Origin of the sequence: Bacillus spizizenii TU-B-10, from assembly GCF_000227465.1 — a bacterium.
Taxonomy (GTDB): domain Bacteria; phylum Bacillota; class Bacilli; order Bacillales; family Bacillaceae; genus Bacillus; species Bacillus spizizenii.
This window is the reverse complement of record NC_016047.1, coordinates 2,364,242-2,385,758: the sequence shown is the minus strand read 5'-3', so window position 1 is coordinate 2,385,758 and position 21,517 is coordinate 2,364,242. Positions and strand designations below refer to the sequence as shown.

General features: G+C 42.2%; 21 protein-coding genes and 1 riboswitch. Of the genes, 19 read left to right on the top strand and 2 right to left on the bottom strand.

The features are described 5' to 3' along the window. Positions 1-4: 4 nt before the first annotated feature. From resC to aroD, 6 genes are all read left to right on the top strand, one after another. The gene (gene resC / locus GYO_RS33730) at positions 5-1,180 is read left to right on the top strand and encodes a cytochrome c biogenesis protein ResC (protein WP_014114245.1); all 1,176 of its coding nucleotides are present in this window, start codon (positions 5-7) and stop codon (positions 1,178-1,180) included. An 81-nt stretch (positions 1,181-1,261) separates the two neighbouring features. After that, positions 1,262-1,984, top strand: a complete 723-nt coding sequence (gene resD / locus GYO_RS33725; RefSeq protein ID WP_014114244.1) for a DNA-binding response regulator ResD — start codon at positions 1,262-1,264, stop codon at positions 1,982-1,984. After that, entirely contained in the window at positions 1,981-3,750 is a 1,770-nt protein-coding gene (gene resE, locus GYO_RS33720) for a sensor histidine kinase ResE (protein WP_014114243.1), read from the top strand. The genes resD and resE overlap by 4 nt, the downstream gene beginning before the upstream one ends. Before the next feature lie 203 nt (positions 3,751-3,953). Then, positions 3,954-4,538, top strand: a complete 585-nt coding sequence (sigX, locus tag GYO_RS33715) for an RNA polymerase sigma factor SigX (protein ID WP_003223881.1) — start codon at positions 3,954-3,956, stop codon at positions 4,536-4,538. Continuing rightward, positions 4,474-5,580: an RsiX family anti-sigma factor gene (locus tag GYO_RS33710; RefSeq protein WP_041520988.1), complete on the top strand. Its 1,107-nt coding sequence runs from the start codon at positions 4,474-4,476 to the stop codon at positions 5,578-5,580. Before sigX ends, GYO_RS33710 begins: the two co-directional genes overlap by 65 nt. Positions 5,581-5,693: 113 nt before the next feature. Beyond that, complete coding sequence (aroD, locus tag GYO_RS33705) at positions 5,694-6,461, top strand: type I 3-dehydroquinate dehydratase (RefSeq protein ID WP_014114241.1); 768 nt, start codon at positions 5,694-5,696, stop codon at positions 6,459-6,461. A 44-nt stretch (positions 6,462-6,505) separates the two neighbouring features. Here the strand turns inward: aroD and serA are convergent, their stop codons facing one another. Then, positions 6,506-8,083 carry a phosphoglycerate dehydrogenase gene (gene serA / locus GYO_RS33700; protein ID WP_014114240.1) on the bottom strand — a complete coding sequence of 526 codons (1,578 nt, stop codon included), beginning with the start codon at positions 8,081-8,083 and terminating at the stop codon, positions 6,506-6,508. A gap of 206 nt (positions 8,084-8,289) precedes the next feature. Then, positions 8,290-8,424: riboswitch (FMN riboswitch) on the top strand. A 152-nt stretch (positions 8,425-8,576) separates the two neighbouring features. On the opposite strand from serA, the gene fmnP reads away from it, so the two are divergent. After that, positions 8,577-9,146: a riboflavin transporter FmnP gene (gene fmnP / locus GYO_RS33695; protein WP_014114238.1), complete on the top strand. Its 570-nt coding sequence runs from the start codon at positions 8,577-8,579 to the stop codon at positions 9,144-9,146. A 38-nt stretch (positions 9,147-9,184) separates the two neighbouring features. Here the strand turns inward: fmnP and GYO_RS33690 are convergent, their stop codons facing one another. Beyond that, complete coding sequence (locus tag GYO_RS33690; protein WP_003225461.1) at positions 9,185-9,433, bottom strand: ferredoxin; 249 nt, start codon at positions 9,431-9,433, stop codon at positions 9,185-9,187. Positions 9,434-9,698: 265 nt separating this feature from the next. Here GYO_RS33690 and GYO_RS33685 point away from each other — a divergent pair, with 265 nt between their 5' ends. The 12 genes from GYO_RS33685 (at position 9,699) to ypeB (ending at position 21,430) form a co-directional block, all read left to right on the top strand. After that, entirely contained in the window at positions 9,699-10,757 is a 1,059-nt protein-coding gene (locus GYO_RS33685; RefSeq protein ID WP_014114237.1) for a YpbB family protein, read from the top strand. Then, positions 10,750-12,240 carry a RecQ family ATP-dependent DNA helicase gene (locus tag GYO_RS33680; protein ID WP_014114236.1) on the top strand — a complete coding sequence of 497 codons (1,491 nt, stop codon included), beginning with the start codon at positions 10,750-10,752 and terminating at the stop codon, positions 12,238-12,240. The genes GYO_RS33685 and GYO_RS33680 overlap by 8 nt, the downstream gene beginning before the upstream one ends. Positions 12,241-12,266: 26 nt before the next feature. Continuing rightward, positions 12,267-12,869 (top strand): CPBP family intramembrane glutamic endopeptidase, encoded by a 603-nt coding sequence (locus GYO_RS33675; protein WP_014114235.1) that lies wholly within the window; start codon positions 12,267-12,269, stop codon positions 12,867-12,869. Beyond that, complete coding sequence (locus GYO_RS33670) at positions 12,820-13,572, top strand: LysM peptidoglycan-binding domain-containing protein (RefSeq protein ID WP_014114234.1); 753 nt, start codon at positions 12,820-12,822, stop codon at positions 13,570-13,572. Before GYO_RS33675 ends, GYO_RS33670 begins: the two co-directional genes overlap by 50 nt. Positions 13,573-13,633: 61 nt before the next feature. Next, positions 13,634-14,077, top strand: a complete 444-nt coding sequence (locus GYO_RS33665) for a YpbF family protein (protein WP_014114233.1) — start codon at positions 13,634-13,636, stop codon at positions 14,075-14,077. 83 nt (positions 14,078-14,160) lie between these two features. Beyond that, positions 14,161-14,940, top strand: coding sequence for a metallophosphoesterase (locus tag GYO_RS33660; protein WP_014114232.1), 780 nt, complete (start codon positions 14,161-14,163; stop codon positions 14,938-14,940). A gap of 159 nt (positions 14,941-15,099) precedes the next feature. Next, positions 15,100-15,684 carry a genetic competence negative regulator gene (locus GYO_RS33655; protein WP_014114231.1) on the top strand — a complete coding sequence of 195 codons (585 nt, stop codon included), beginning with the start codon at positions 15,100-15,102 and terminating at the stop codon, positions 15,682-15,684. 157 nt (positions 15,685-15,841) lie between these two features. Then, on the top strand, positions 15,842-17,116 hold the full coding sequence (gene gudB, locus GYO_RS33650) for an NAD-specific glutamate dehydrogenase (RefSeq protein ID WP_014114230.1): 1,275 nt from the start codon (positions 15,842-15,844) through the stop codon (positions 17,114-17,116). Between the two features lie 109 nt (positions 17,117-17,225). Continuing rightward, on the top strand, positions 17,226-18,200 hold the full coding sequence (locus GYO_RS33645; protein ID WP_014114229.1) for a YpdA family putative bacillithiol disulfide reductase: 975 nt from the start codon (positions 17,226-17,228) through the stop codon (positions 18,198-18,200). A 119-nt stretch (positions 18,201-18,319) separates the two neighbouring features. After that, on the top strand, positions 18,320-18,976 hold the full coding sequence (prsW, locus tag GYO_RS33640; RefSeq protein ID WP_014114228.1) for a glutamic-type intramembrane protease PrsW: 657 nt from the start codon (positions 18,320-18,322) through the stop codon (positions 18,974-18,976). Between the two features lie 154 nt (positions 18,977-19,130). Next, a complete protein-coding gene (sleB, locus tag GYO_RS33635; RefSeq protein ID WP_014114227.1) occupies positions 19,131-20,042 on the top strand; it encodes a spore cortex-lytic enzyme in 912 nt (303 codons plus the stop codon). Between the two features lie 35 nt (positions 20,043-20,077). Further along, complete coding sequence (gene ypeB / locus GYO_RS33630; RefSeq protein ID WP_014114226.1) at positions 20,078-21,430, top strand: germination protein YpeB; 1,353 nt, start codon at positions 20,078-20,080, stop codon at positions 21,428-21,430. Positions 21,431-21,517: the final 87 nt, after the last annotated feature.

Genomic DNA, 21,517 nt, shown 5'->3' with positions numbered 1-21,517 from the left:
TGTCATGGCAGAGCTGAGCGGAAATTTTCTTTATGCGGCCTTTCTTGTGTATTTAATCGCTGTCCCGATTTTCGGCGGGGCCATACGCGGAAATAAAGATAAAAAGGGCAAGCCAAACCGATGGGCCAATATTGGAATCACTCTTTCTATTATCGGTTTTCTCTGCCACTTGGGATATTTCATCACTAGGTGGGCTGCCAGCGGCCATGCGCCTGTCAGCAATATGTTTGAATTCACCACCGCCTTTGGCATGATGCTTGTTTTGGCGTTTATTATTTTATATTTTATCTATAGATTGCCTTCATTGGGCCTGTTTACGCTGTCAATCGCTTTATTGCTGATCGCTTATGCAAGCATGTTTCCGACGGATATCTCACCCTTAATTCCGTCACTGCAGAGCAATTGGCTGTATATTCACGTAACAACAGCCGCGCTTGGGCAAGCTATACTTGCCATCAGCTTTGTCGCAGGTGTCATCTTTCTTTTAAAGCATGTAGACCAGACAAAACCAAGCAAAAAAACGTTCTGGCTTGAAGCGATTATGTTTATCCTGGTCACAACTGTCGCCTTTATTGCGATCACATCAGCATTTCGTATTGCAGGCTATGAAGCGGAGTTTAACTGGGTGGATAAAAATAAAGAAAAAAGCGTGATGGTGTACGAAATGCCTGCGCTTGTCGGCCCGCATCAGGGGGAGCTTTTGACCGAGGGGAGAATGGAGCCGCTTGCTGAGCTGCCTGCCCTTTTCTCAGGCAGAAAGGTGAACACCGTCATTTGGTCATTTGGAGCAGGGCTTGTTTTGTATGGCGCGCTTCGTCTGATCATCAGAAAAAGAATCAGCGCTCTGTTACATCCGCTGGTGAAAAACGTCAATCTTGATCTGGTGGATGAGGTTGGGTACAGGGCCGTTTCAATCGGGTTTCCAATCTTTACGCTCGGCGCGCTGATCTTTGCGATGATTTGGGCTCAGCTCGCGTGGACCAGATTTTGGGGCTGGGACCCGAAGGAAGTATGGGCGCTGATCACGTTTTTGTTCTATGCCGCTTACTTGCATTTAAGACTGTCAAGAGGCTGGCACGGTGAGAAGTCAGCATGGCTGGCCGTAATCGGTTTTGCTATTATTATGTTTAATTTAATATTCGTAAATCTAGTGCTTGCCGGACTTCATTCTTATGCATAGTCCTTAGAAAGCGACACAGTTCTCAAACTTTCTCATGATTTGATAAAATGAAAGTAACAGAAGGAAAGCAGGGGGAAAACGATGGACCAAACGAACGAAACCAAAATATTAGTAGTTGATGACGAAGCCAGAATTCGCCGCCTTTTAAGAATGTACCTTGAACGTGAAAATTACGTCATAGACGAAGCGGAAAATGGTGATGAAGCCATTGCCAAAGGGCTTGAAGCCAATTATGACTTAATTTTGCTTGATCTGATGATGCCGGGGACTGACGGAATTGAAGTGTGCCGGCAAGTTCGGGAAAAAAAAGCGACACCAATCATCATGCTGACTGCAAAAGGAGAAGAAGCAAACCGGGTGCAGGGATTTGAAGCGGGAACAGATGATTATATTGTCAAGCCGTTCAGCCCGAGAGAAGTCGTGCTGCGGGTAAAAGCCCTTTTGAGAAGAGCATCCCAAACCTCTTATTTGAATGCCAATACACCGACGAAAAATGTGCTTGTGTTTTCACATCTGTCCATTGACCATGATGCCCATCGCGTAACGGCTGATGGAACAGAAGTAAGCCTGACGCCGAAAGAGTATGAGCTCCTATACTTCTTAGCAAAAACACCTGACAAAGTGTATGATCGGGAAAAGCTTCTGAAAGAAGTGTGGCAATATGAGTTTTTTGGTGATCTGCGGACAGTAGACACTCACGTCAAACGCCTGAGAGAGAAGCTGAACAAGGTATCTCCGGAAGCTGCGAAAAAAATTGTCACCGTATGGGGCGTGGGCTATAAATTCGAGGTAGGCACTGAATGAAATTTTGGAAAAGCGTAGTAGGCAAGCTGTGGTTTACGATCCTTTCACTTGTCTTGATCGTATTGTTCATTTTAACGGTTCTTTTGCTGGAATTTATTGAGAATTATCACGTGGAAGAAGCCGAGAATGATTTAACACAGCTTGCGAATAAAGTTGCTGTCATCCTAGAAAATCACGAGGATCAGGCACTGGCAAGATCAATCACTTGGGAGCTCGCTGATAACTTAACAAGCATTGCCATTATTCAGGATGAGAAAAAGTACTGGTATTCTCCGAATGATAAAAATCGCCTGTCGTCCATTACGGTTGAACAAATACAGCATGACAAAGACTTAAATAAAGCTCTCCAAGACCATAAAAAAGTAAGCAAACGAACGGGGTTGAGCGATACAGACACGGATAATGAACGTCTGATTGTAGGTGTCCCGTATGAAAAAGACGGAAAGAAAGGCATGGTCTTTTTATCTCAGTCTTTGCTTGCCGTTAAAGATACAACAAAACACACGACCCGCTATATTTTCCTGGCCGCGGGGATTGCGATTGTACTGACCACGTTTTTCGCTTTCTTCTTATCAAGCAGGGTCACGTATCCGCTCCGAAAAATGAGAGAAGGCGCACAGGATTTGGCGAAGGGCAAGTTCGATACAAAAATCCCGATTTTAACCCAGGATGAAATCGGTGAACTGGCAACCGCTTTTAATCAAATGGGCCGGCAGCTTAACTTTCATATTAATGCGCTCAATCAAGAAAAAGAGCAGCTATCTAACATTTTGAGCAGTATGGCTGACGGGGTCATTACCATTAATATCGACGGTACAATTCTTGTGACAAACCCTCCGGCTGAACGTTTTCTTCAGGCTTGGTATTATGAGCAGAATATGAATATCAAAGAAGGCGATAACCTTCCGCCTGAAGCAAAAGAGCTGTTTCAAAACGCTGTCAGCACTGAAAAAGAACAAATGATTGAGATGACACTGCAAGGCAGATCATGGGTGCTCTTGATGTCGCCGCTTTATGCGGAATCGCATGTCAGAGGGGCGGTTGCCGTGCTGCGCGACATGACTGAAGAACGCCGCCTAGATAAGCTGCGTGAGGACTTTATCGCAAATGTCAGCCATGAGTTGAGAACACCGATCTCTATGCTCCAGGGATACAGTGAAGCAATTGTCGATGACATTGCAAGCTCCGAAGAAGATCGGAAAGAAATTGCTCAAATCATTTATGACGAATCGTTGCGAATGGGCCGTCTAGTCAATGATTTGCTTGATTTAGCCCGAATGGAATCAGGCCATACAGGCTTGCATTATGAAAAAATCAATGTCAATGAATTTTTAGAGAAGATCATTCGGAAGTTTTCCGGTGTTGCTAAAGAAAAAAATATAAGTTTACATCAAGACATTTCTCTCACAGAAGAGGAATTTATGTTTGATGAGGACAAGATGGAACAGGTATTTACCAACTTGATCGATAACGCGCTGCGGCATACTTCATCCGGCGGCAGTGTTTCCATTGCAGTCCATTCTGTGAAGGATGGATTGAAAATTGATATCAAAGACTCTGGATCCGGCATTCCGGAAGAAGATCTGCCATTTATCTTTGAGCGGTTCTATAAAGCAGATAAAGCGCGAACAAGAGGCAGAGCAGGAACCGGGCTTGGGCTGGCTATCGTTAAAAATATCGTGGAAGCCCACAACGGATCGATTACGGTGCACAGTCGAATGGATAAAGGAACGACATTTACATTTTATATTCCGACAAAACCATAAAATCGAGTCTGAATTTGCCGAAGAATCTTGTTCCATAAGAAACACCCGCTAATCGAGCGGGTGTTTTTTTAAAAGCCAACATTAATAAAATTTAAGGATATGTTAATATAAATTCCCTTCCAAATTCCAGTTTCTCGTAATATAGTTGTAATGTAACTTTTCAAGCTATTAATACGACAAAAAAGTGAACGGAGGGGTTTCAAATGGAAGAAACCTTTCAATTGTTATATGACACATATCATCAAGATTTGTACCAATTTTTATTTTATATGGTAAAGGATAAAAGCCAGGCAGAAGATCTTCTTCAGGAGGTTTATATCCGGGTATTAAATTCTTATCATACGTTTGAAGGAAGAAGCAGTGAAAAAACATGGCTTTTGTCGATCGCGCGCCATGTTGCGATAGACTGGTTCCGTAAACAGCAGACGATCAGACAGCGTATACTCGGCACATTTGATTGGGATACACAAGATGTCAGAGATCAGCAATTGCTTCCGGACGAACTTGCGGTTCAACATGAAAATGTTCGGGAAATTTATGCTGCGCTTGATCAATGCACGATCGATCAAAGAGCTGTGATTATCTTGCGGTTTATTCAGGGATATTCAATTCAGGAAACAGCCAATGCTCTGCGCTTCTCGGAAAGCAAAGTCAAAACGACCCAACACAGAGGGCTCAAAGTACTTCGGAAACATATGGAGCTTTTGAGGGAGGAGCTAATGGATGATGAAGTCAGAATGGAACGAAGAACAGATAAAGGAGTTGTTAAGTCAACTTCCGGCAGTTAAAGACCATCGTTCGCCTCAGGATATTTACAAGCGGCTGACGATGGCAAAAAGCAAAAAAAAGCCCGCTGTTAGGTGGATTGGCCCCGCGTGTGCCGCTGCAATTGCGGTTTTTATCGCCTTCATTATTTCTCCTCATTTCTTTGACCAGGCACAGCCTCAACAAAAAGAAGCGTCCCAAGAGAACGCTGTAACGAAAACTGAGACAGCAGACAGCCCAAAAGCTGCTTCATCCCTGGATCAGACTTCATTTGTTGTTCCTGAAAAGGAACAGAACAATTACATCACTGTAGCGATTGCTGATGCCGAAACATCTGCAATTATACCCATCAGCATCAAAAAAACAAACGCAGACCAAACGATACAGGATATGCTGTTTGAAAGTGGTGAACTGGGTATCCTTGATCATGCCATTACGATCCCCTCCTTCATAGATGAAGTGGAGGTAAAGGAAAATCAAAGGCAAAAGGAATTAAGTATACGAGTCCATCAGCCCATTGAGGCTTTTTCAGTAAAAGATGATACACTGTTAAAAAAAATGTTGAAAGAATCCTTAAAATGGAGTCCTTATGAAAAAGTCAAATTTTTATCGGATCAAAATGAGGGCGGTGCAATCATTGGCTCATATGGAACTTACACGGAAATCCGTATTCCAAAACAGTCGAAAAGAGCCTATTACTTGTACCAAAATAAACAAGGACAAGACTTTCTCGTTCCGTCAGACAAAACATTTGATACAGTAAAAGAAGCGATTAAGGATATGGAATCGAGCAGCCAAAAAGAGACAACACCTCTAATTCAAGCGGGTGCAGTCCAATCTGTAACGAAGAAACAGAAACACTTATATATCCGTTTCTCAAAAGACTCAGAAGTTGACGATTCTATTGCCGGTATCTTAATGCTTGAGGGACTTCTTTTAACAGCTAAAGAGTTTGGCTTTACAGAAGTGACTTTTACGGAAACCAGAACAAGAAAAATCGGCAGATATGACGTATCAGATGCAATTTCGGTACCAGCTGCTCCAAATCCGATTTCCTTAAACTAAAAAAGGGCCTTTTCAGGCTCTTTTTTAGTTGTGATTCATATAATAGAAATTTTCAAAAAAATAGTTGTGCGTGTATAATAAAACAAGGTAACGATTGAAAGGATTTGAGACAAGTGAACGTGTTAACAATCAAAGGAGTTTCCATCGGAGAAGGGATGCCGAAAATCATCGTTCCGCTGATGGGAAAAACGGAAAAACAAATTTTGAACGAAGCAGAAGCTGTAAAATTACTCAATCCGGACATTGTAGAGTGGCGAGTCGACGTATTTGAAAAAGCAAATGACAGAGAAGCCGTCACAAAGATGATTTCTAAGCTTCGGGTGTCTTTAGCGGACAAGCTGTTTCTATTCACATTCAGAACTCATAAAGAGGGCGGGAGCATGGAAATGGATGAAAGCTCATACATTGCTTTGCTGGAAGCGGCAGTCCAAACAAAAGACATCGATCTTATTGACATTGAATTATTTTCAGGAGATGAAAATGTCAAAGCGTTAGTATCACTGGCGGAAGAAAACAATGTCTATGTGGTGATATCAAATCATGATTTTGAGAAAACGCCTGCGAAAGATGAGATTCTTTCAAGACTTCGGAAAATGCAGGATTTAGGGGCGCATATTCCAAAAATGGCTGTCATGCCGAATGATACAGGAGATCTCTTAACGCTGCTTGATGCGACGTATACAATGAAAACAGTATATGCAGACCGTCCGATTATTACAATGTCAATGGCTGATGCAGGGCTGATCAGCAGGCTGAGCGGTGAGGTTTTTGGATCAGCTTGCACTTTTGGCGCGGGAGAAGAGGCATCGGCACCTGGTCAAATACCTGTTTCTGAGCTGAGGAATGTCTTAGAGATTTTGCATAAAAACACACGAAAATAGAACAATAAAAAAACTCAAGCTTATAAAGCTTGAGTTTTTTGGGATTATGGAAGATCAATGAGCTTCACAGACACAATATCAGGAACATCTGTTAGTTCTTTCACAATTTTATCTTCAAGATGTCTGTCAAAGGAAAGCATCATGATGGCTTCTCCGCCTTTTTCTTTACGGCCAACCTGCATGGTTGCAATGTTAATATCGTTATCTCCGAGAATACGTCCTACTCGGCCGATGACACCTGTTGTATCCTGGTGCTGGATATATACAAGGTGACCCGTCGGATAAAAATCGATATTAAATCCGTTGATCTCGACAATACGTTCTCCGAAATGAGGAATATACGTAGCCGTTACAGTAAAGGTGCTGCGGTCTCCTGTCACTTTTACGCTGATGCAGTTATCGTATCCAGATTCAGAAGAGGAAATTTTTTCACTGAAGCTGATGCCGCGTTCTTTTGCGACACCCCCGGCATTGACTTCGTTAACAGTTGAGTCCACGCGCGGTTTTAAAAAGCCTGACAGAAGACTTTTTGTAATGAACGATGTTTCAAGTTTGGCAATTGTGCCTTCGTATTGAATGGCAACATCCTGTACCGGCTCTTTCATGCATTGGGATACTAGGCTGCCAATTTTTCCTGCGATTTGATGGTAAGGCTTAATTTTAGCGAATTCATCTTTTGTCATGGCAGGCAGGTTGATAGCTGACATGACAGGTAGACCTTTTGCGAACTGTAGAACTTCTTCTGATACTTGAGCCGCGACATTCAGCTGAGCTTCTTTCGTCGATGCTCCCAAGTGAGGAGTCGCAATGACTAATGGATGATCAACTAGTTTATTGTCTACTGGCGGTTCAACTTCAAAAACGTCAAGCGCTGCACCGGCAACATGTCCGCTTTCCAAAGCTTCGAGAAGCGCTGCTTCATCGATAATACCGCCTCGCGCACAGTTAATTAAGCGAACACCTTTTTTCGTTTTTGCAATCGTTTCTTTGTTCAATAAGCCTTTTGTTTCTTTTGTTAAAGGCGTGTGAACGGTAATAATATCCGCGCTTTCAAGCACTTCTTCAAATGAACGGCTGTTTACGCCGATTTTTTTCGCTCTTTCTTCAGTTAGGAAAGGATCAAAAACGTGAACGGTCATACCGAACGCTCTCGCACGCTGTGCAATTTCGCTTCCGATTCGGCCTAATCCGACAATCCCAAGCGTTTTTCCATAAAGCTCTGAACCGACGTAAGCTGTGCGGTTCCACTCTCTGGATTTTACTGAAATATTAGCCTGAGGAATGTGTCTCATTAAAGAAGAGATCATCGCAAATGTATGCTCAGCTGTCGAAATGGTGTTGCCGTTTGGAGCGTTAATCACGATTACTCCGTGTTTAGTCGCCTCGTCAATATCGATATTATCTACACCGACACCGGCTCTTCCGACAATTTTTAAAGAAGTCATTTTTTTGAAAAGGTCTTCTGTTACTTTTGTCGCACTTCGCACCAAAAGAGCATCAAAAGTATGTAATTCATCTTCTGCATCTGCTGCGTTTTTTTGAACAATTTCAATAAAGTCTGATTCAATAAGTGGCTGTAAGCCGTCGTTGCTCATTTTGTCTGAGACCAATACTCGAAACATCGTTAGATTTCCTCCTAAATTGACAAACTAAATATCTGATAATTTAACATATTCTCAATAGAGTGTCAACGTGTATTGACGCAGTAAAGGATAAAAGGAAAGCTTAAAAATCAATGTTTTTATAGCTTTCAGGTATTATATATAATTTGAAGCAATTCTCTATACAGCCAACCAGTTATCGTTTATAATGGAACTAAATTCATATGATCAATCTTCGGGGCAGGGTGAAATTCCCTACCGGCGGTGATGAGCCAATTGCTCTAAGCCCGCGAGCTGTTTTTACAGCAGGATTCGGTGAGATTCCGGAGCCGACAGTACAGTCTGGATGGGAGAAGATGGAGGTTCATAAGCGTTTTGAAATTGTATTTTAAAACGTTTCTTTGCCTAGCCTAATTTTCGAAACCCCGCTTTTATACATGAAGCGGTTTTTTTATTGGCTGGAAAAGAACCTTTCCGTTTTCGAGTAAGATGTGATCGAAAAGGAGAGAGTGAAGTGAAAGTAAAAAAATTAGTTGTGATCAGTATGCTGAGCAGCATTGCATTTGTTTTGATGCTGTTGAATTTCCCGTTTCCGGGTCTTCCGGATTATTTAAAAATTGATTTTAGCGACGTGCCCGCTATTATTGCCATTCTGATTTACGGACCTTTGGCGGGTATTGCCGTAGAAGCGATAAAAAACGTTCTTCAATATATCATTCAGGGTAGCATGGCCGGAGTTCCTGTAGGGCAAATTGCGAATTTTATCGCAGGAACACTCTTTATATTGCCGACTGCTTTCTTATTTAAGAAACTGAACTCAGCAAAGGGCTTGGCTGTCAGCCTGCTTCTAGGCACAGCTGCAATGACCATTTTGATGAGTATTTTAAATTATGTTCTGATTCTCCCGGCATACACGTGGTTTTTACATTCGCCGGCATTATCTGACAGCGCGCTGAAAACAGCGGTCGTCGCTGGTATCCTACCTTTTAACATCATAAAAGGCATTGTGATTACGATTGTATTCTCACTTATCTTCATCAAGCTTAAGCCATGGATTGAACAGCAGCGCGCACATATCCATTAAATAAAAAAGCTCCCGCAGGGGAGCTTTTTTTGTTTCTTCTATTCAAATTTAAGCGGGTCGCCTTCAAATGGCTCATCCGCCACTTTGATGGAATCAGTAGGACATCCTTCAAATGCATCAATCATATCTTCTTCCAGTACCTCAGGAACTTCGACAACGCCTTTGTTTTCATCAAGCGTTACGAACGCGATGCCTTCATCATCGTAATCGTAAATGTCTGGTGCAGCAGCACCGCAAGCGCCGCATGCAATGCATGTATCTTTGTCTACGATTGTGTACTTTGCCATGAATAAAACCTCCCAGATTGTTCTTGGTGGAACAAATGGATCAATCTTTATATTTAATCAATTTAACACCTATTCCTCTTACTTATTGTAATGATGTTGCTGCCACATTTCAACAGAAAAATGATTGAGAATGCTTATCACATAAGGGGTTATCTACATAACATCCCCCTTAATGATGACTTTAAACGTCGATTTCTGTTTAAAATCTGTTAAAATAAAGAGAGCAAATCAACGATTTTTGTCAGGAAGAATGTGGGTGGATAGGTTGTCATTAAATTACTTCGATATTATGGTTCTCGATTGCCTTTTTAAAATAAACGGAGAACGGTCGGGAAGCGCTGTTTTTCACCTATTCAAAGGCAAAAGATCGTCACAAACCATTCAAGATGCCGGCTTATTTCAGACTGCAAAATACTTTGGAATGGCGGCGCAATGTTCGAGAAGCGATATTTCAGCGTCGCTCACCAAGCTTGAACAGCATTCATATCTCGAACCTATGTCTGAAACAGATACATACAAAGTGACAGCCAGCGGCGCAGCAGGATTAAGGCACGCCCTTAGTGAGCGGCCTTGGCCAGTTCATTGCCACGGCGCTTATTATCAGCAGGCTGCCGGCGTGCTTTGGAAGAGGCTTTCGCTGCTTGTGCAGGTCTTATCTCATAAACTGCAAGGGAGCAGGCAGTATATCCCTGTCACAAAGGATTATAAGACACTTCACTGGGTAAAGAGATACCTGTCCCGGCATACGGATCATATAGAGATGGCAAGCAGTCTTTTTGCCATGCTGGAGGCGCATTTGCATGAGGTTGGTGACAAAGCAGCGCAAATTTTTGTCTACTCCTTAACCTCACACGATAGGATCGGTTATACGAGCAGGCAGCTTGCTGACACGCTGAAAGAAGATGAATGGTATGTTTATATCATGTTTTGGGCTTCGGTACATTATTTTATTCATTCTCTTCCGGAGTGTGAAGATACTTTGTTAAAGGATCTCCTTTCTGATGTGCGTTTAGATAATGCTCTGACAGAGTCAACCAGAAAAACATGGCAGATGATCAAACAAGGGGTTCCGATACATCGTATTGCTGAAATCAGAAAGCTGAAAACAGCGACGATCGAAGACCATATTGTCGAGATTTCTCTTCACGAGCCTGCGTTTGTGATTGATGACTATGTATCAGCGGAAGACCAGCTCCAAATTGCAGAGTTTGCCAAACGGATGCGGACGAACAAAATCAAACAAATTCGAGACGGGCTGGAGCAGCGGTTCAGCTACTTTCAAATCAGACTGGCATTGACAAAGCAGGTGCAGCAATATGACTAAATTACAGCAAACGTTACATCAGTTTTTTGGTTTTACTTCCTTTAAAAAAGGGCAGGAGGACATTATTAGAAGCATACTTAGCGGGAAGGATACCATTGCGATGCTTCCGACCGGGGGAGGAAAATCGCTTTGCTACCAGCTGCCTGGCTACATGCTTGACGGCATGGTATTAATCGTTTCTCCATTGCTTTCTTTAATGGAGGATCAGGTACAGCAGCTGAAAGCACGGGGTGAAAAACGTGCGGCCGCTTTGAATAGCATGCTTAGCAGGCAGGAAAGACAATTCGTTTTGGAACATATTCATCGTTATAAATTTTTGTACTTGTCTCCTGAGGCTTTACAGTCGCCATATGTATTGGAAAAATTGAAAAACGTCCCGATCAGCCTATTCGTTATTGATGAAGCACATTGCATATCTGAATGGGGGCATGACTTTAGGCCTGACTATTCAAAGCTCGGACAGCTGAGAAAAAAACTTGGGCATCCTCCGGTTCTGGCATTGACTGCTACGGCTACAAAGGATACGCTGCAAGATGTCACGAACCTGCTGGAGCTGCAGCATGCCGAACGGTATCTCAACTCAGTCAACCGCCCAAACATCGCCCTTCGGGTTGAAAATGCGGCGGATACTGCCGAAAAAATAGATAGGGTCATTCAGCTGGTTGAAAACCTGCAAGGACCCGGAATTGTTTATTGTCCGACACGGAAATGGGCTGAAGAATTAGCGGGTGAAATTAAGAGCAAGACGAGCAGCAGAGCCGACTTTTACCATGGCGGTATGGAGTCTGGCGACAGGATTTTAATACAGCAGCAGTTTATCCATAATCAGCTTGATGTGATATGTTGTACGAATGCGTTTGGAATGGGTGTCGATAAACCTGATATCAGATATGTGATTCATTTCCACATCCCGCAGACGGCTGAAGCTTTTATGCAGGAGATCGGCAGAGCGGGACGCGACGGAAAACCGAGTGTCAGCATTTTGCTGCGGGCACCAGGTGATTTTGAATTACAGGAGCAGATTATCCAAATGGAGAGTGTCACAGTGGCAGAAATCGCCGATGTGATCCGTGTGCTTGAAAAGACGGATGAGCAGGATGAGAGAAGGTTGCGTGACGTATTAATGCAGTATGGTGTCGGAGAGACACAAGCACGTATGATGATACATCTGTTTATGCAGGGGAAAACATCAATTGAACTGATGAAACAGGAAATTTCATATCGCATGGAGCTGAAGCTGGAAAAAATGCGCCGCGTATCTTTTCTGCTTCAGCATGACGGCTGTTTAAGGCAATCACTGTTAAACTATTTTGATGAATCATACGAGCCTGATGACGGAAATCTTCCGTGCTGTTCACATTGCGGTTTTGATCTATCCCTGTATGAACAAAAAGGAGAACGGAGTAAAATGGCGCCATTAGTCAGTTGGAGTTCGGAATTGCACCGGATATTCAGCTTGCAGACTGTAGGTGAGCTAAACTGAAACAGCAAAAGGATTTCATTCAGCATATGTCTGATCGTGATATGCTCAAGCAGTTATATTTGACGCAGCTTTTGATCATCATCGCAGCAGCCTTAGCGGGATTGTTCTTTTTTGAGGATGTAAGAGACGTACTAAAACTCTGGGATATTCACGATCTGCGAATCATATGGTATGGTGTTTCTATTTCGGTTATTGTTATTTTAGCCGATATGGCAGTGATGAAATGGTGTCCGCCTCATTTATATAATGACGGCGGAATCAATAAAAAAATATTCAGTAAGAGGTCAATCCCTCATATTATATTTTTAACGCTTCTGATTGCTTTTGCGGAAGAAATGTTATTCAGAGGAGTGCTGCAGACTCATATCGGTCTATGGGCGGCCAGCCTTATATTTGCCGTTCTGCACTTTCGGTATTTGTCAAAATGGCTGTTATTTATCATGGTGACAGCAATCAGCTTTTTGCTCGGTCTGATGTATGAATGGACCGGTAACTTATTTGTTCCGGTGACGGCGCATTTTATCATTGATGCCGTGTTTGCCTGTCAGATTCGTTTTGAACATGTGAGGAGGGATAAACATGACGAACATGTCGAGAGTAGAGAGAAGAAAAGCCCAGAATCTTTATGAAGATCAAAACGCCGCATTGGCGGACGATTATGTCGATGATGATGGAGAAAGCCTTCCGACAAGACAATCTGTAAAAAATCAAAGAGAACAGAAAAAAAAGCAAGGCAAAACAAAAACGCCATTATTCACTGTACTCGCTGTATTATTTGTATTTGTGCCGGTTATCGTGTTAGTCAGCTTATTTTATCTAAAAAACTATCCGGATAATCATGACGATTATGAAGATGTTTTTATCGACAGCAGCCAAAGCAAATATGAGGTTGTGCCGAAACCAGAGGATAAAAATGACACCGCAGACACCAAAGAGACCAAAGAAACTAAAGAGACCGCACTGCAGCAAGAGTCAAAAAAAAAGTCTGAGGATACAAAGGCAAAAGACCCTGCAAAAACAACAACTGATAAGAAACAGCCTGCTGTAGCGGAAAAAGAAGTCTCAGCAAATAAGGAGGAAGCAACCGCCGCGGCTGCTTCCTCTTCTCAACAAGAAGCGGCACCGCAAGAGCGGCAGCCGGCTGAACCAGTTCAATCTGAGCCAAAACGCGTTGTCAAGCACACCGTCCAAAAGAAAGAAACGCTGTACCGCATTTCTATGAAGTATTATAAAAGCCGGTCGGGAGAAGAAAAAATTCGTGTGTATAATCATCTGAATGGAAATGATGTTTACACCGGACAAGTTTTGGACATCCCCTTAATGGATGAATAGGGCATTTTTTTATTTTACGCTCATATATTGTAGAAATGAAAATGGACAAGGTGTGAAGCGTATGAAAACCTTATGGAGTCAGATGGATCAGTTTACAGACGCGCCGACCAAACAGATGCTCCAAGCGCTGGTGAAACGAAAACAAAAATTTGAAAATTATGCAACGCAATGCCGCAGATGGCGATGGACTTCACTCATTTGCTTAGGCCTATTATGTATTATGATCATGATCAAGAGCCCGGCGCCTCAGCTTGTTCTTCAAGAAATGCTTAGCCATACCTTTTATTTATTTTGGATGATGGCAACCGCTTTTGCATACTGCACTTCATATTATTTTAAGAAAAAGGAAGAAAAAGCTGAGGGCGATTTTCATAAACTGAGATGCGAAATTATTCAGAAAAGCACTGATCTTTGGCCGCAGCCGGATAAATGGAAGGCGAGAGAATCTGTTTTTCAAATGATGAAGCACCAATATGACATTAATCTATATTTTGAAAGTAAATAAAATCGGGCGTTTTCTCAAACGATAGAAACGTCTTTTTTTATTGTCCGTCTTATTGATAAGTTCTAAAAGAATGGAGAGTTTTTATGAAGCTATCAGTGAAAATTGCCGGTGTGCTAACTGTGGCGGCAGCGGCAATGACGGCAAAGATGTACTCAACAGCAAAAGGCAACCATTTGAAAACACATACGTTTCCTTTATCAAAAATGAAGGGTAAGCCGCCTCTTACAATCTTTTTTATTTCGGACATTCACAAACGTCTCATCGATGAAGATCTTTTAGAAAAAGCGCGAAGCCATGCCCCTCAGCTGGTTATCATCGGCGGTGATTTAGCCGAGGGCGGTGTGCCCAGTACGAGAATCGAGGAAAACATCAAAAGGCTCACGGCTTTCGGGGTCCCTGTCGTGTTTGTGTGGGGGAATAATGATTATGAAGTCAGGCAGCATAAGCTGTATTCCATATTCAAAGCGCACGGTGTCATCACTCTGAGGAATGAGTCAATTCCGTTTTCGTACAACGGCCATACGATTGCGATTGCCGGAGTTGATGATATCAGGATGGAGATGGATCATTATGAGGAAGCCATTAAAGAACTCGACAAAAACCAGCTGAATATTCTGATATGCCATAACCCGGAGATTCATGAACAAATCAATGAAGCTGACGGTATTGATGCGATATTCAGCGGACATACCCACGGCGGTCAGATTAGGTTTGGAAAATTCGGCCCGTATGAACTCGGGAAAACAGGCATCGTGAAAAATGCAGCGTATCTCATTAGCAACGGATACGGCACAACAAAAGTGCCTCTTCGTTTAGGTGCTGAGCCGGAAACGCATATTGTGACGCTTTGTGCGCCGGAATAGCTTCTCAAAAGCAAAAAATCCATAAGGTAATAAAAACTGCATTGTGCTTGTCTTACTAGTGAACTCAGTGTAAACTGATAACAATTAAGAACCTATGACTCATCATCTCATATAATGTGTTATATGATTTGTGTGCAAGTAGAGGCAGGAGGGAACGTTATGCGGCTTGAGCGTCTGAATTATAATAAGATCAAAATCTTTTTGACCCTCGATGATTTGACAGACCGGGGATTGACAAAAGAAGACCTCTGGAAGGACTCATTTAAAGTCCACCAGTTATTTAAAGATATGATGAATGAAGCTAATACAGAGCTCGGCTTTGAAGCGAATGGACCGATTGCAGTGGAAGTGTATTCTCTCCAAGCACAAGGGATGGTTGTGATTGTAACAAAGGACCAAAGCGCCGATTCAGAAGACGATGAGTATGATGATGATTACATCGAAATGCAAGTCAAGCTTGATGAAAGTGCGGACATCATTTATCAATTCCATTCCTTTGAAGATATCATTCAGCTTTCAGAAAGCTTACAGCGAATCGGTATCAATGGGGGAACTGTCTACCACTATGACGGACAGTACTTTTTAAGCCTAGAAGATCTGGGGTCACATACGGCTGAGGGGGTTGTGGCGGTTCTGGCTGAATACGGCAATCCGACAACTTTAACGATTTATCGCTTGCATGAGTATGGTAAGATCATAATGGACGGTAATGCCGTTGAGACGATACAGACTCATTTTTCATAAGAATGCAACGGAAAACTGCTGATTTCACAGCAGTTTTTTTTCGTTAAAAAACATGGAAAAACATAACGTTTATTCTATGCACAGATCATATGAAGGTGTATACTATTCTCTGAAAGGGAGCATGTGAGAAACAGAAGATTCTAGGAGGTTAACTCAAATGGCAGCCGATCGAAACACCGGTCATACAGAAGAGGACAAACTTGATGTATTAAAATCAACCCAAACCGTAATACATAAGGCTCTGGAAAAATTGGGATATCCTGAAGAAGTGTACGAACTGTTAAAGGAGCCGATGAGATTATTAACGGTAAAAATACCTGTTCGTATGGACGACGGTTCAGTAAAGATTTTTACAGGTTATCGTGCGCAGCACAATGACTCTGTCGGTCCGACGAAAGGCGGGATACGTTTTCACCCGAACGTAACAGAAAAAGAGGTGAAGGCGCTTTCTATTTGGATGAGTTTAAAATGCGGCATAATTGATCTTCCATATGGCGGTGGTAAAGGCGGAATTGTTTGTGATCCAAGGGATATGTCGTTTAGAGAGCTGGAGCGTCTGAGCAGAGGGTATGTCAGAGCAATCAGCCAAATTGTCGGCCCGACGAAAGACGTGCCGGCGCCGGATGTATTTACAAACTCACAAATCATGGCTTGGATGATGGATGAGTATTCAAGAATTGATGAATTTAATTCGCCTGGATTTATTACAGGCAAGCCGCTTGTGCTTGGCGGATCTCATGGGAGAGAATCTGCGACAGCAAAAGGTGTAACCATCTGTATTAAGGAAGCGGCTAAGAAAAAAGGCATCGATATTAAAGGTGCGCGTGTCGTTGTCCAAGGCTTCGGAAACGCGGGAAGCTATTTGGCGAAATTTATGCATGATGCAGGGGCAAAGGTTGTCGGCATTTCAGATGCGTATGGCGGACTTTATGATCCTGAAGGTCTCGATATCGATTACTTACTCGACCGCCGTGACAGCTTCGGTACCGTAACAAAGCTTTTCAACGATACCATTACGAACCAAGAGCTGTTGGAGCTGGATTGTGATATCCTCGTTCCCGCTGCGATTGAAAATCAAATTACAGAAAAAAATGCCCATAATATCCAGGCTAAAATTGTCGTTGAAGCGGCAAACGGGCCAACAACGCTTGAAGGAACAAAAATTCTTTCAGACCGGGACATTCTGCTTGTACCAGACGTGCTGGCAAGTGCCGGGGGCGTAACAGTTTCTTATTTTGAATGGGTTCAGAATAACCAAGGCTTCTACTGGAGTGAAGAAGAGGTAGAAGAAAAATTAGAAAAAATGATGGTCAAATCATTTAACAATATTTATGAAATGGCTAAAAACCGAAGAATTGACATGAGACTCGCTGCTTATATGGTCGGCGTTCGCAAAATGGCTGAAGCTTCGCGTTTTAGAGGCTGGATATAAGTTGATGATTTGCATAAAAATAAAAAATCTCCTATGATAAAATAGGAGATTTTTTTATTCGGAAATAGAAAAATATGTAGTGAAATGCCAATCGCAGGAGTTGACGGAAATGATTCAAGAAAAAGCAATAATTATAGGCGGAGGACCTTGCGGACTGTCTGCTGCCATTCACCTAAAACAAATTGGCATTGATGCCCTCGTCATCGAAAAAGGAAATGTCGTTAACAGTATTTACAATTATCCGACGCATCAAACCTTTTTCAGCTCAAGTGAAAAGCTTGAAATCGGAGACGTGGCATTTATTACGGAAAACAGAAAGCCTGTCAGAATTCAGGCTTTGTCGTATTACCGGGAAGTCGTCAAAAGGAAAAACATCCGTGTAAATGCGTTTGAGATGGTGCATAAAGTGACGAAAGCGGAAAACGATACATTCGTTATAGAGACGTCAAAAGGGACCTACACGACGCCATATTGTATTATTGCAACAGGCTACTATGATCATCCAAACTATATGAACGTACCCGGTGAGGATTTGCCAAAAGTATTTCATTATTTTAAAGAAGGCCACCCATACTTTGATAAAGATGTTGTCGTCATCGGCGGGAAAAATTCAAGCGTAGACGCCGCCCTTGAACTCGTGAAATCTGGAGCGCGTGTCACAGTTTTATACAGGGGCAAGGAGTATTCGCCAAGCATTAAGCCATGGATTCTGCCTGAATTTGAAGCGCTCGTCAGAAACGGTACAATCCGTATGGAATTTGGCGCTAGTGTCGAAAAAATCACCGAGGATGAAGTGGTATTCTGCTCAGATAAAAAGGAACTTATTACCATTAAAAATGATTTTGTATTTGCCATGACAGGCTATCATCCCGACCATCAATTTCTTGAAAAAATGGGTGTTGAAATTGATAAAGAAACAGGACGCCCCTTTTTCAATGAAGAAACGATGGAAACGAACGTTAAGGGTATTTTTATTGCCGGGGTCATTGCTGCAGGTAACAATGCAAATGAAATATTTATTGAAAACGGCAGATTTCACGGAGGACATATCGCAGCGGAAATCGCAAAAAGAGAAAATTATTAAAGAAGGGGAGCATATGATGAATTCGTATGCTCTTTTTGTTTTTTTAGGTTCTGACAGATGTAAAATCATAAACAACATGGTAGGATAGACTTAGGAATATAAAGGAAAGAGGTTGCCTGATGTTTGCAATCATCTCTGCAGGAATTGCTCCCGGCATCGCGCTGTTAAGTTATTTTTATTTAAAAGATCAGTATGATAATGAACCTGTACATATGGTGCTTCGGTCGTTTTTTCTAGGGGTTGTTCTTGTATTTCCCACAATGTTTATCCAGTACGTGCTTGAAAAAGAGAATGTGGGAGGCGGAAGCTTTTTCGTTTCTTTTTTATCTTCAGGGTTTTTGGAGGAATCATTAAAATGGTTTATTCTGATGGTCAGTGTTTACCCTCACGCCCACTTTGATGAGCATTATGACGGGATTGTATACGGGGCAAGTGTGTCGCTCGGTTTTGCAACCCTCGAAAATATTCTTTATTTAATTGGCCACGGTGTGGAGCATGCGTTTGTCAGGGCGCTCCTGCCTGTTTCATGCCATGCATTAATAGGCGTTATTATGGGATTTTACCTTGGGAAAGCCCGTTTTTCCGCTGATAAGGCGCGTGTGAAGTGGCTTATTCTTTCTTTAGCTCTCCCGTCACTTTTGCATGGATCGTATGATTTTATCCTGACAGCACTCAGTAATTGGATTTATTATATGTTTCCATTTATGTTATTTTTATGGTGGTTTGGTTTGCGAAAAGCGAAAAAAGCCCGTTCCGTCAATATGATGCAAGTATAGAAGCCGCACAGCAACCGTGCGGCTTTTTTGTGTGTGTTGATTTATCAAAACAGATATTATGTTCTGAGGGATAACAAGGAAAGAGTGTATAAAAATAACCTCGTTACAGAAAATACGATTACACTTAAAAATTTGCTGTAGGAGGCTTGAAAAGATGAAGTCCAAAGGATCGATTATGGCATGTCTCATCCTTTTTTCCTTTACAATCACGACGTTTATCAATACTGAAACCATCTCTGCCTTTTCGAATCAGGTCATTCAAAGAGGGGCAACAGGGGATGATGTGGTCGAACTCCAGGCGCGCCTTCAGTACAACGGATACTACAACGGAAAAATTGACGGGGTTTATGGATGGGGAACGTACTGGGCAGTTCGAAACTTTCAGGATCAATTCGGGTTAAAAGAGGTTGACGGCCTTGTCGGGGCTAAAACAAAGCAAACCTTAATATCTAAATCTAAATACTATCGTGAATATGTCATGGAACAGCTTAATAAAGGGAATACCTTTACGCATTACGGAAAAATTCCGCTGAAATACCAGACGAAACCATCAAAAGCTGCAACACAAAAGGCAAGACAACAAGCAGAAGCGCGGCAGAAACAGCCTGCGCAAAAAACAACGCAGCAGCCTAAAGCGAATAAACAGCAAAACAATACACCTGCAAAAGCAAGAAAACAGGATGCGGTCGCAGCTAACATGCCTGGCGGATTTTCCAACAATGATATCAGGCTCCTTTCTCAGGCAGTTTATGGTGAAGCCCGGGGCGAGCCGTACGAGGGACAGGTTGCCATTGCAGCAGTCATTTTGAACCGATTGAACAGCCCATTATTTCCGAATTCTGTAGCGGGGGTTATTTTTGAGCCGCTAGCCTTCACAGCAGTAGCCGACGGTCAAATTTACATGCAGCCGAATGAAACGGCCAGAGAAGCAGTGCTGGATGCCATCAATGGATGGGACCCATCAGAGGAAGCGCTGTACTACTTTAACCCGGATACGGCTACAAGTGCTTGGATTTGGGGACGTCCGCAGATTAAAAGAATCGGTAAACACATTTTCTGTGAGTAGCAGGACATGAGAAAGCATAAAAAGAGGTGTGATAAATGATCAGAGGAATTTTAATCGCCCTGCTTGGTATTGCAATAGTCGGTACAGGCTACTGGGGATACAAAGAGCACCAGGAAAAAGACGCAGTTCTTCTTCATGCTGAAAATAACTATCAGCGGGCGTTTCATGAACTTACCTATCAGATGGATCAGCTTCATGATAAAATCGGAACAACACTTGCCATGAACAGCCAAAAATCACTATCACCTGCATTGATAGATGTGTGGAGGATTACATCTGAAGCTCATAATAGCGTCAGCCAGCTGCCGCTTACATTAATGCCGTTTAACAAAACAGAAGAGCTATTATCAAAGATCGGGGATTTCAGTTATAAAACGTCAGTCAGAGATTTAGACCAAAAGCCGCTTGATAAAAACGAGTATACATCACTAAATAAACTATATCAGCAGTCCGAAGATATACAAAATGAACTGCGTCATGTTCAGCACCTTGTCATGAGCAAAAACCTTCGCTGGATGGACGTGGAGATGGCGCTGGCTTCTGATGAAAAACAAAGTGATAATACGATTATCAACAGCTTTAAAACTGTTGAAAAGAATGTTGGTGCATTCTCCACGGGAACAGATCTTGGCCCGAGTTTCACCAGCACAAAAAAAGAAGAGAAAGGCTTCGACCATCTGAAGGGAAAAGAAATTTCCGAACAGGAAGCAAAACAAATTGCTGAGCGCTTTGCCCCGGATAATAATTATTCCATTAAAGTAGTAAAGAGCGGGAAAAAAACAAATCGCGACGTTTATAGCATCAGCATGAAAGACCCAGACCATAAAGCAGCGATTTATATGGATATTACGAAAAAGGGCGGGCATCCGGTATATTTAATTCAAAACAGAGAAGTGAAAGATCAGAAAATCAGTTTGAATGACGGATCGAACCGTGCACTCGCTTTTTTAAAGAAAAACGGTTATGAGACAGAAGATTTGGAAATTGATGAAAGTGCCCAATATGATAAAATCGGCGTATTTTCATATGTTCCTGTTGAAAATAAAGTCCGGATGTACCCGGAAGCGATTCGTATGAAAGTGGCCTTGGATGACGGTGAAGTTGTCGGGTTTTCAGCAAGAGACTTCCTAACAGCCCATAGAAAAAGAGATATACCAAAGCCGGCTATTACTGAAGCAGAAGCAAAATCTAAATTAAATAAAAATGTACAAGTGAGAGAAACAAGGCTTGCTTTGATTACAAATGAACTCGGCCAAGAAGTATTATGCTATGAAATGCTCGGAACAATTGAAAATGACACATTTAGAATGTATATAAATGCCAAGGACGGATCAGAAGAAAAGGTTGAAAAACTAAAAAATGCAGAACCTATATATAAAGACCTATAAAAAACAGGAGGAAAGGACTAAATGTCTTTTCCTTTTTTTCATTACGTGCTTTAATAAAAAAGCGAGTATATTGAATACGAAAGAGTG

Bases quoted from the DNA above. Each gene is read 5' to 3' on its own strand.
- resC (WP_014114245.1), top strand. From the start codon at position 5: ATGGCAGAGCTGAGCGGAAATTTTCTTTATGCGGCCTTTCTTGTGTAT.
- resD (WP_014114244.1), top strand. From the start codon at position 1,262: ATGGACCAAACGAACGAAACCAAAATATTAGTAGTTGATGACGAAGCC.
- resE (WP_014114243.1), top strand. From the start codon at position 1,981: ATGAAATTTTGGAAAAGCGTAGTAGGCAAGCTGTGGTTTACGATCCTT.
- sigX (WP_003223881.1), top strand. From the start codon at position 3,954: ATGGAAGAAACCTTTCAATTGTTATATGACACATATCATCAAGATTTG.
- GYO_RS33710 (WP_041520988.1), top strand. From the start codon at position 4,474: ATGATGAAGTCAGAATGGAACGAAGAACAGATAAAGGAGTTGTTAAGT.
- serA (WP_014114240.1), bottom strand. From the start codon at position 8,083: ATGTTTCGAGTATTGGTCTCAGACAAAATGAGCAACGACGGCTTACAG.
- GYO_RS33690 (WP_003225461.1), bottom strand. From the start codon at position 9,433: ATGGCAAAGTACACAATCGTAGACAAAGATACATGCATTGCATGCGGC.
- GYO_RS33680 (WP_014114236.1), top strand. From the start codon at position 10,750: ATGACTAAATTACAGCAAACGTTACATCAGTTTTTTGGTTTTACTTCC.
- GYO_RS33675 (WP_014114235.1), top strand. From the start codon at position 12,267: ATGTCTGATCGTGATATGCTCAAGCAGTTATATTTGACGCAGCTTTTG.
- GYO_RS33670 (WP_014114234.1), top strand. From the start codon at position 12,820: ATGACGAACATGTCGAGAGTAGAGAGAAGAAAAGCCCAGAATCTTTAT.
- GYO_RS33665 (WP_014114233.1), top strand. From the start codon at position 13,634: ATGAAAACCTTATGGAGTCAGATGGATCAGTTTACAGACGCGCCGACC.
- GYO_RS33660 (WP_014114232.1), top strand. From the start codon at position 14,161: ATGAAGCTATCAGTGAAAATTGCCGGTGTGCTAACTGTGGCGGCAGCG.
- GYO_RS33655 (WP_014114231.1), top strand. From the start codon at position 15,100: ATGCGGCTTGAGCGTCTGAATTATAATAAGATCAAAATCTTTTTGACC.
- gudB (WP_014114230.1), top strand. From the start codon at position 15,842: ATGGCAGCCGATCGAAACACCGGTCATACAGAAGAGGACAAACTTGAT.
- GYO_RS33645 (WP_014114229.1), top strand. From the start codon at position 17,226: ATGATTCAAGAAAAAGCAATAATTATAGGCGGAGGACCTTGCGGACTG.
- prsW (WP_014114228.1), top strand. From the start codon at position 18,320: ATGTTTGCAATCATCTCTGCAGGAATTGCTCCCGGCATCGCGCTGTTA.
- sleB (WP_014114227.1), top strand. From the start codon at position 19,131: ATGAAGTCCAAAGGATCGATTATGGCATGTCTCATCCTTTTTTCCTTT.
- ypeB (WP_014114226.1), top strand. From the start codon at position 20,078: ATGATCAGAGGAATTTTAATCGCCCTGCTTGGTATTGCAATAGTCGGT.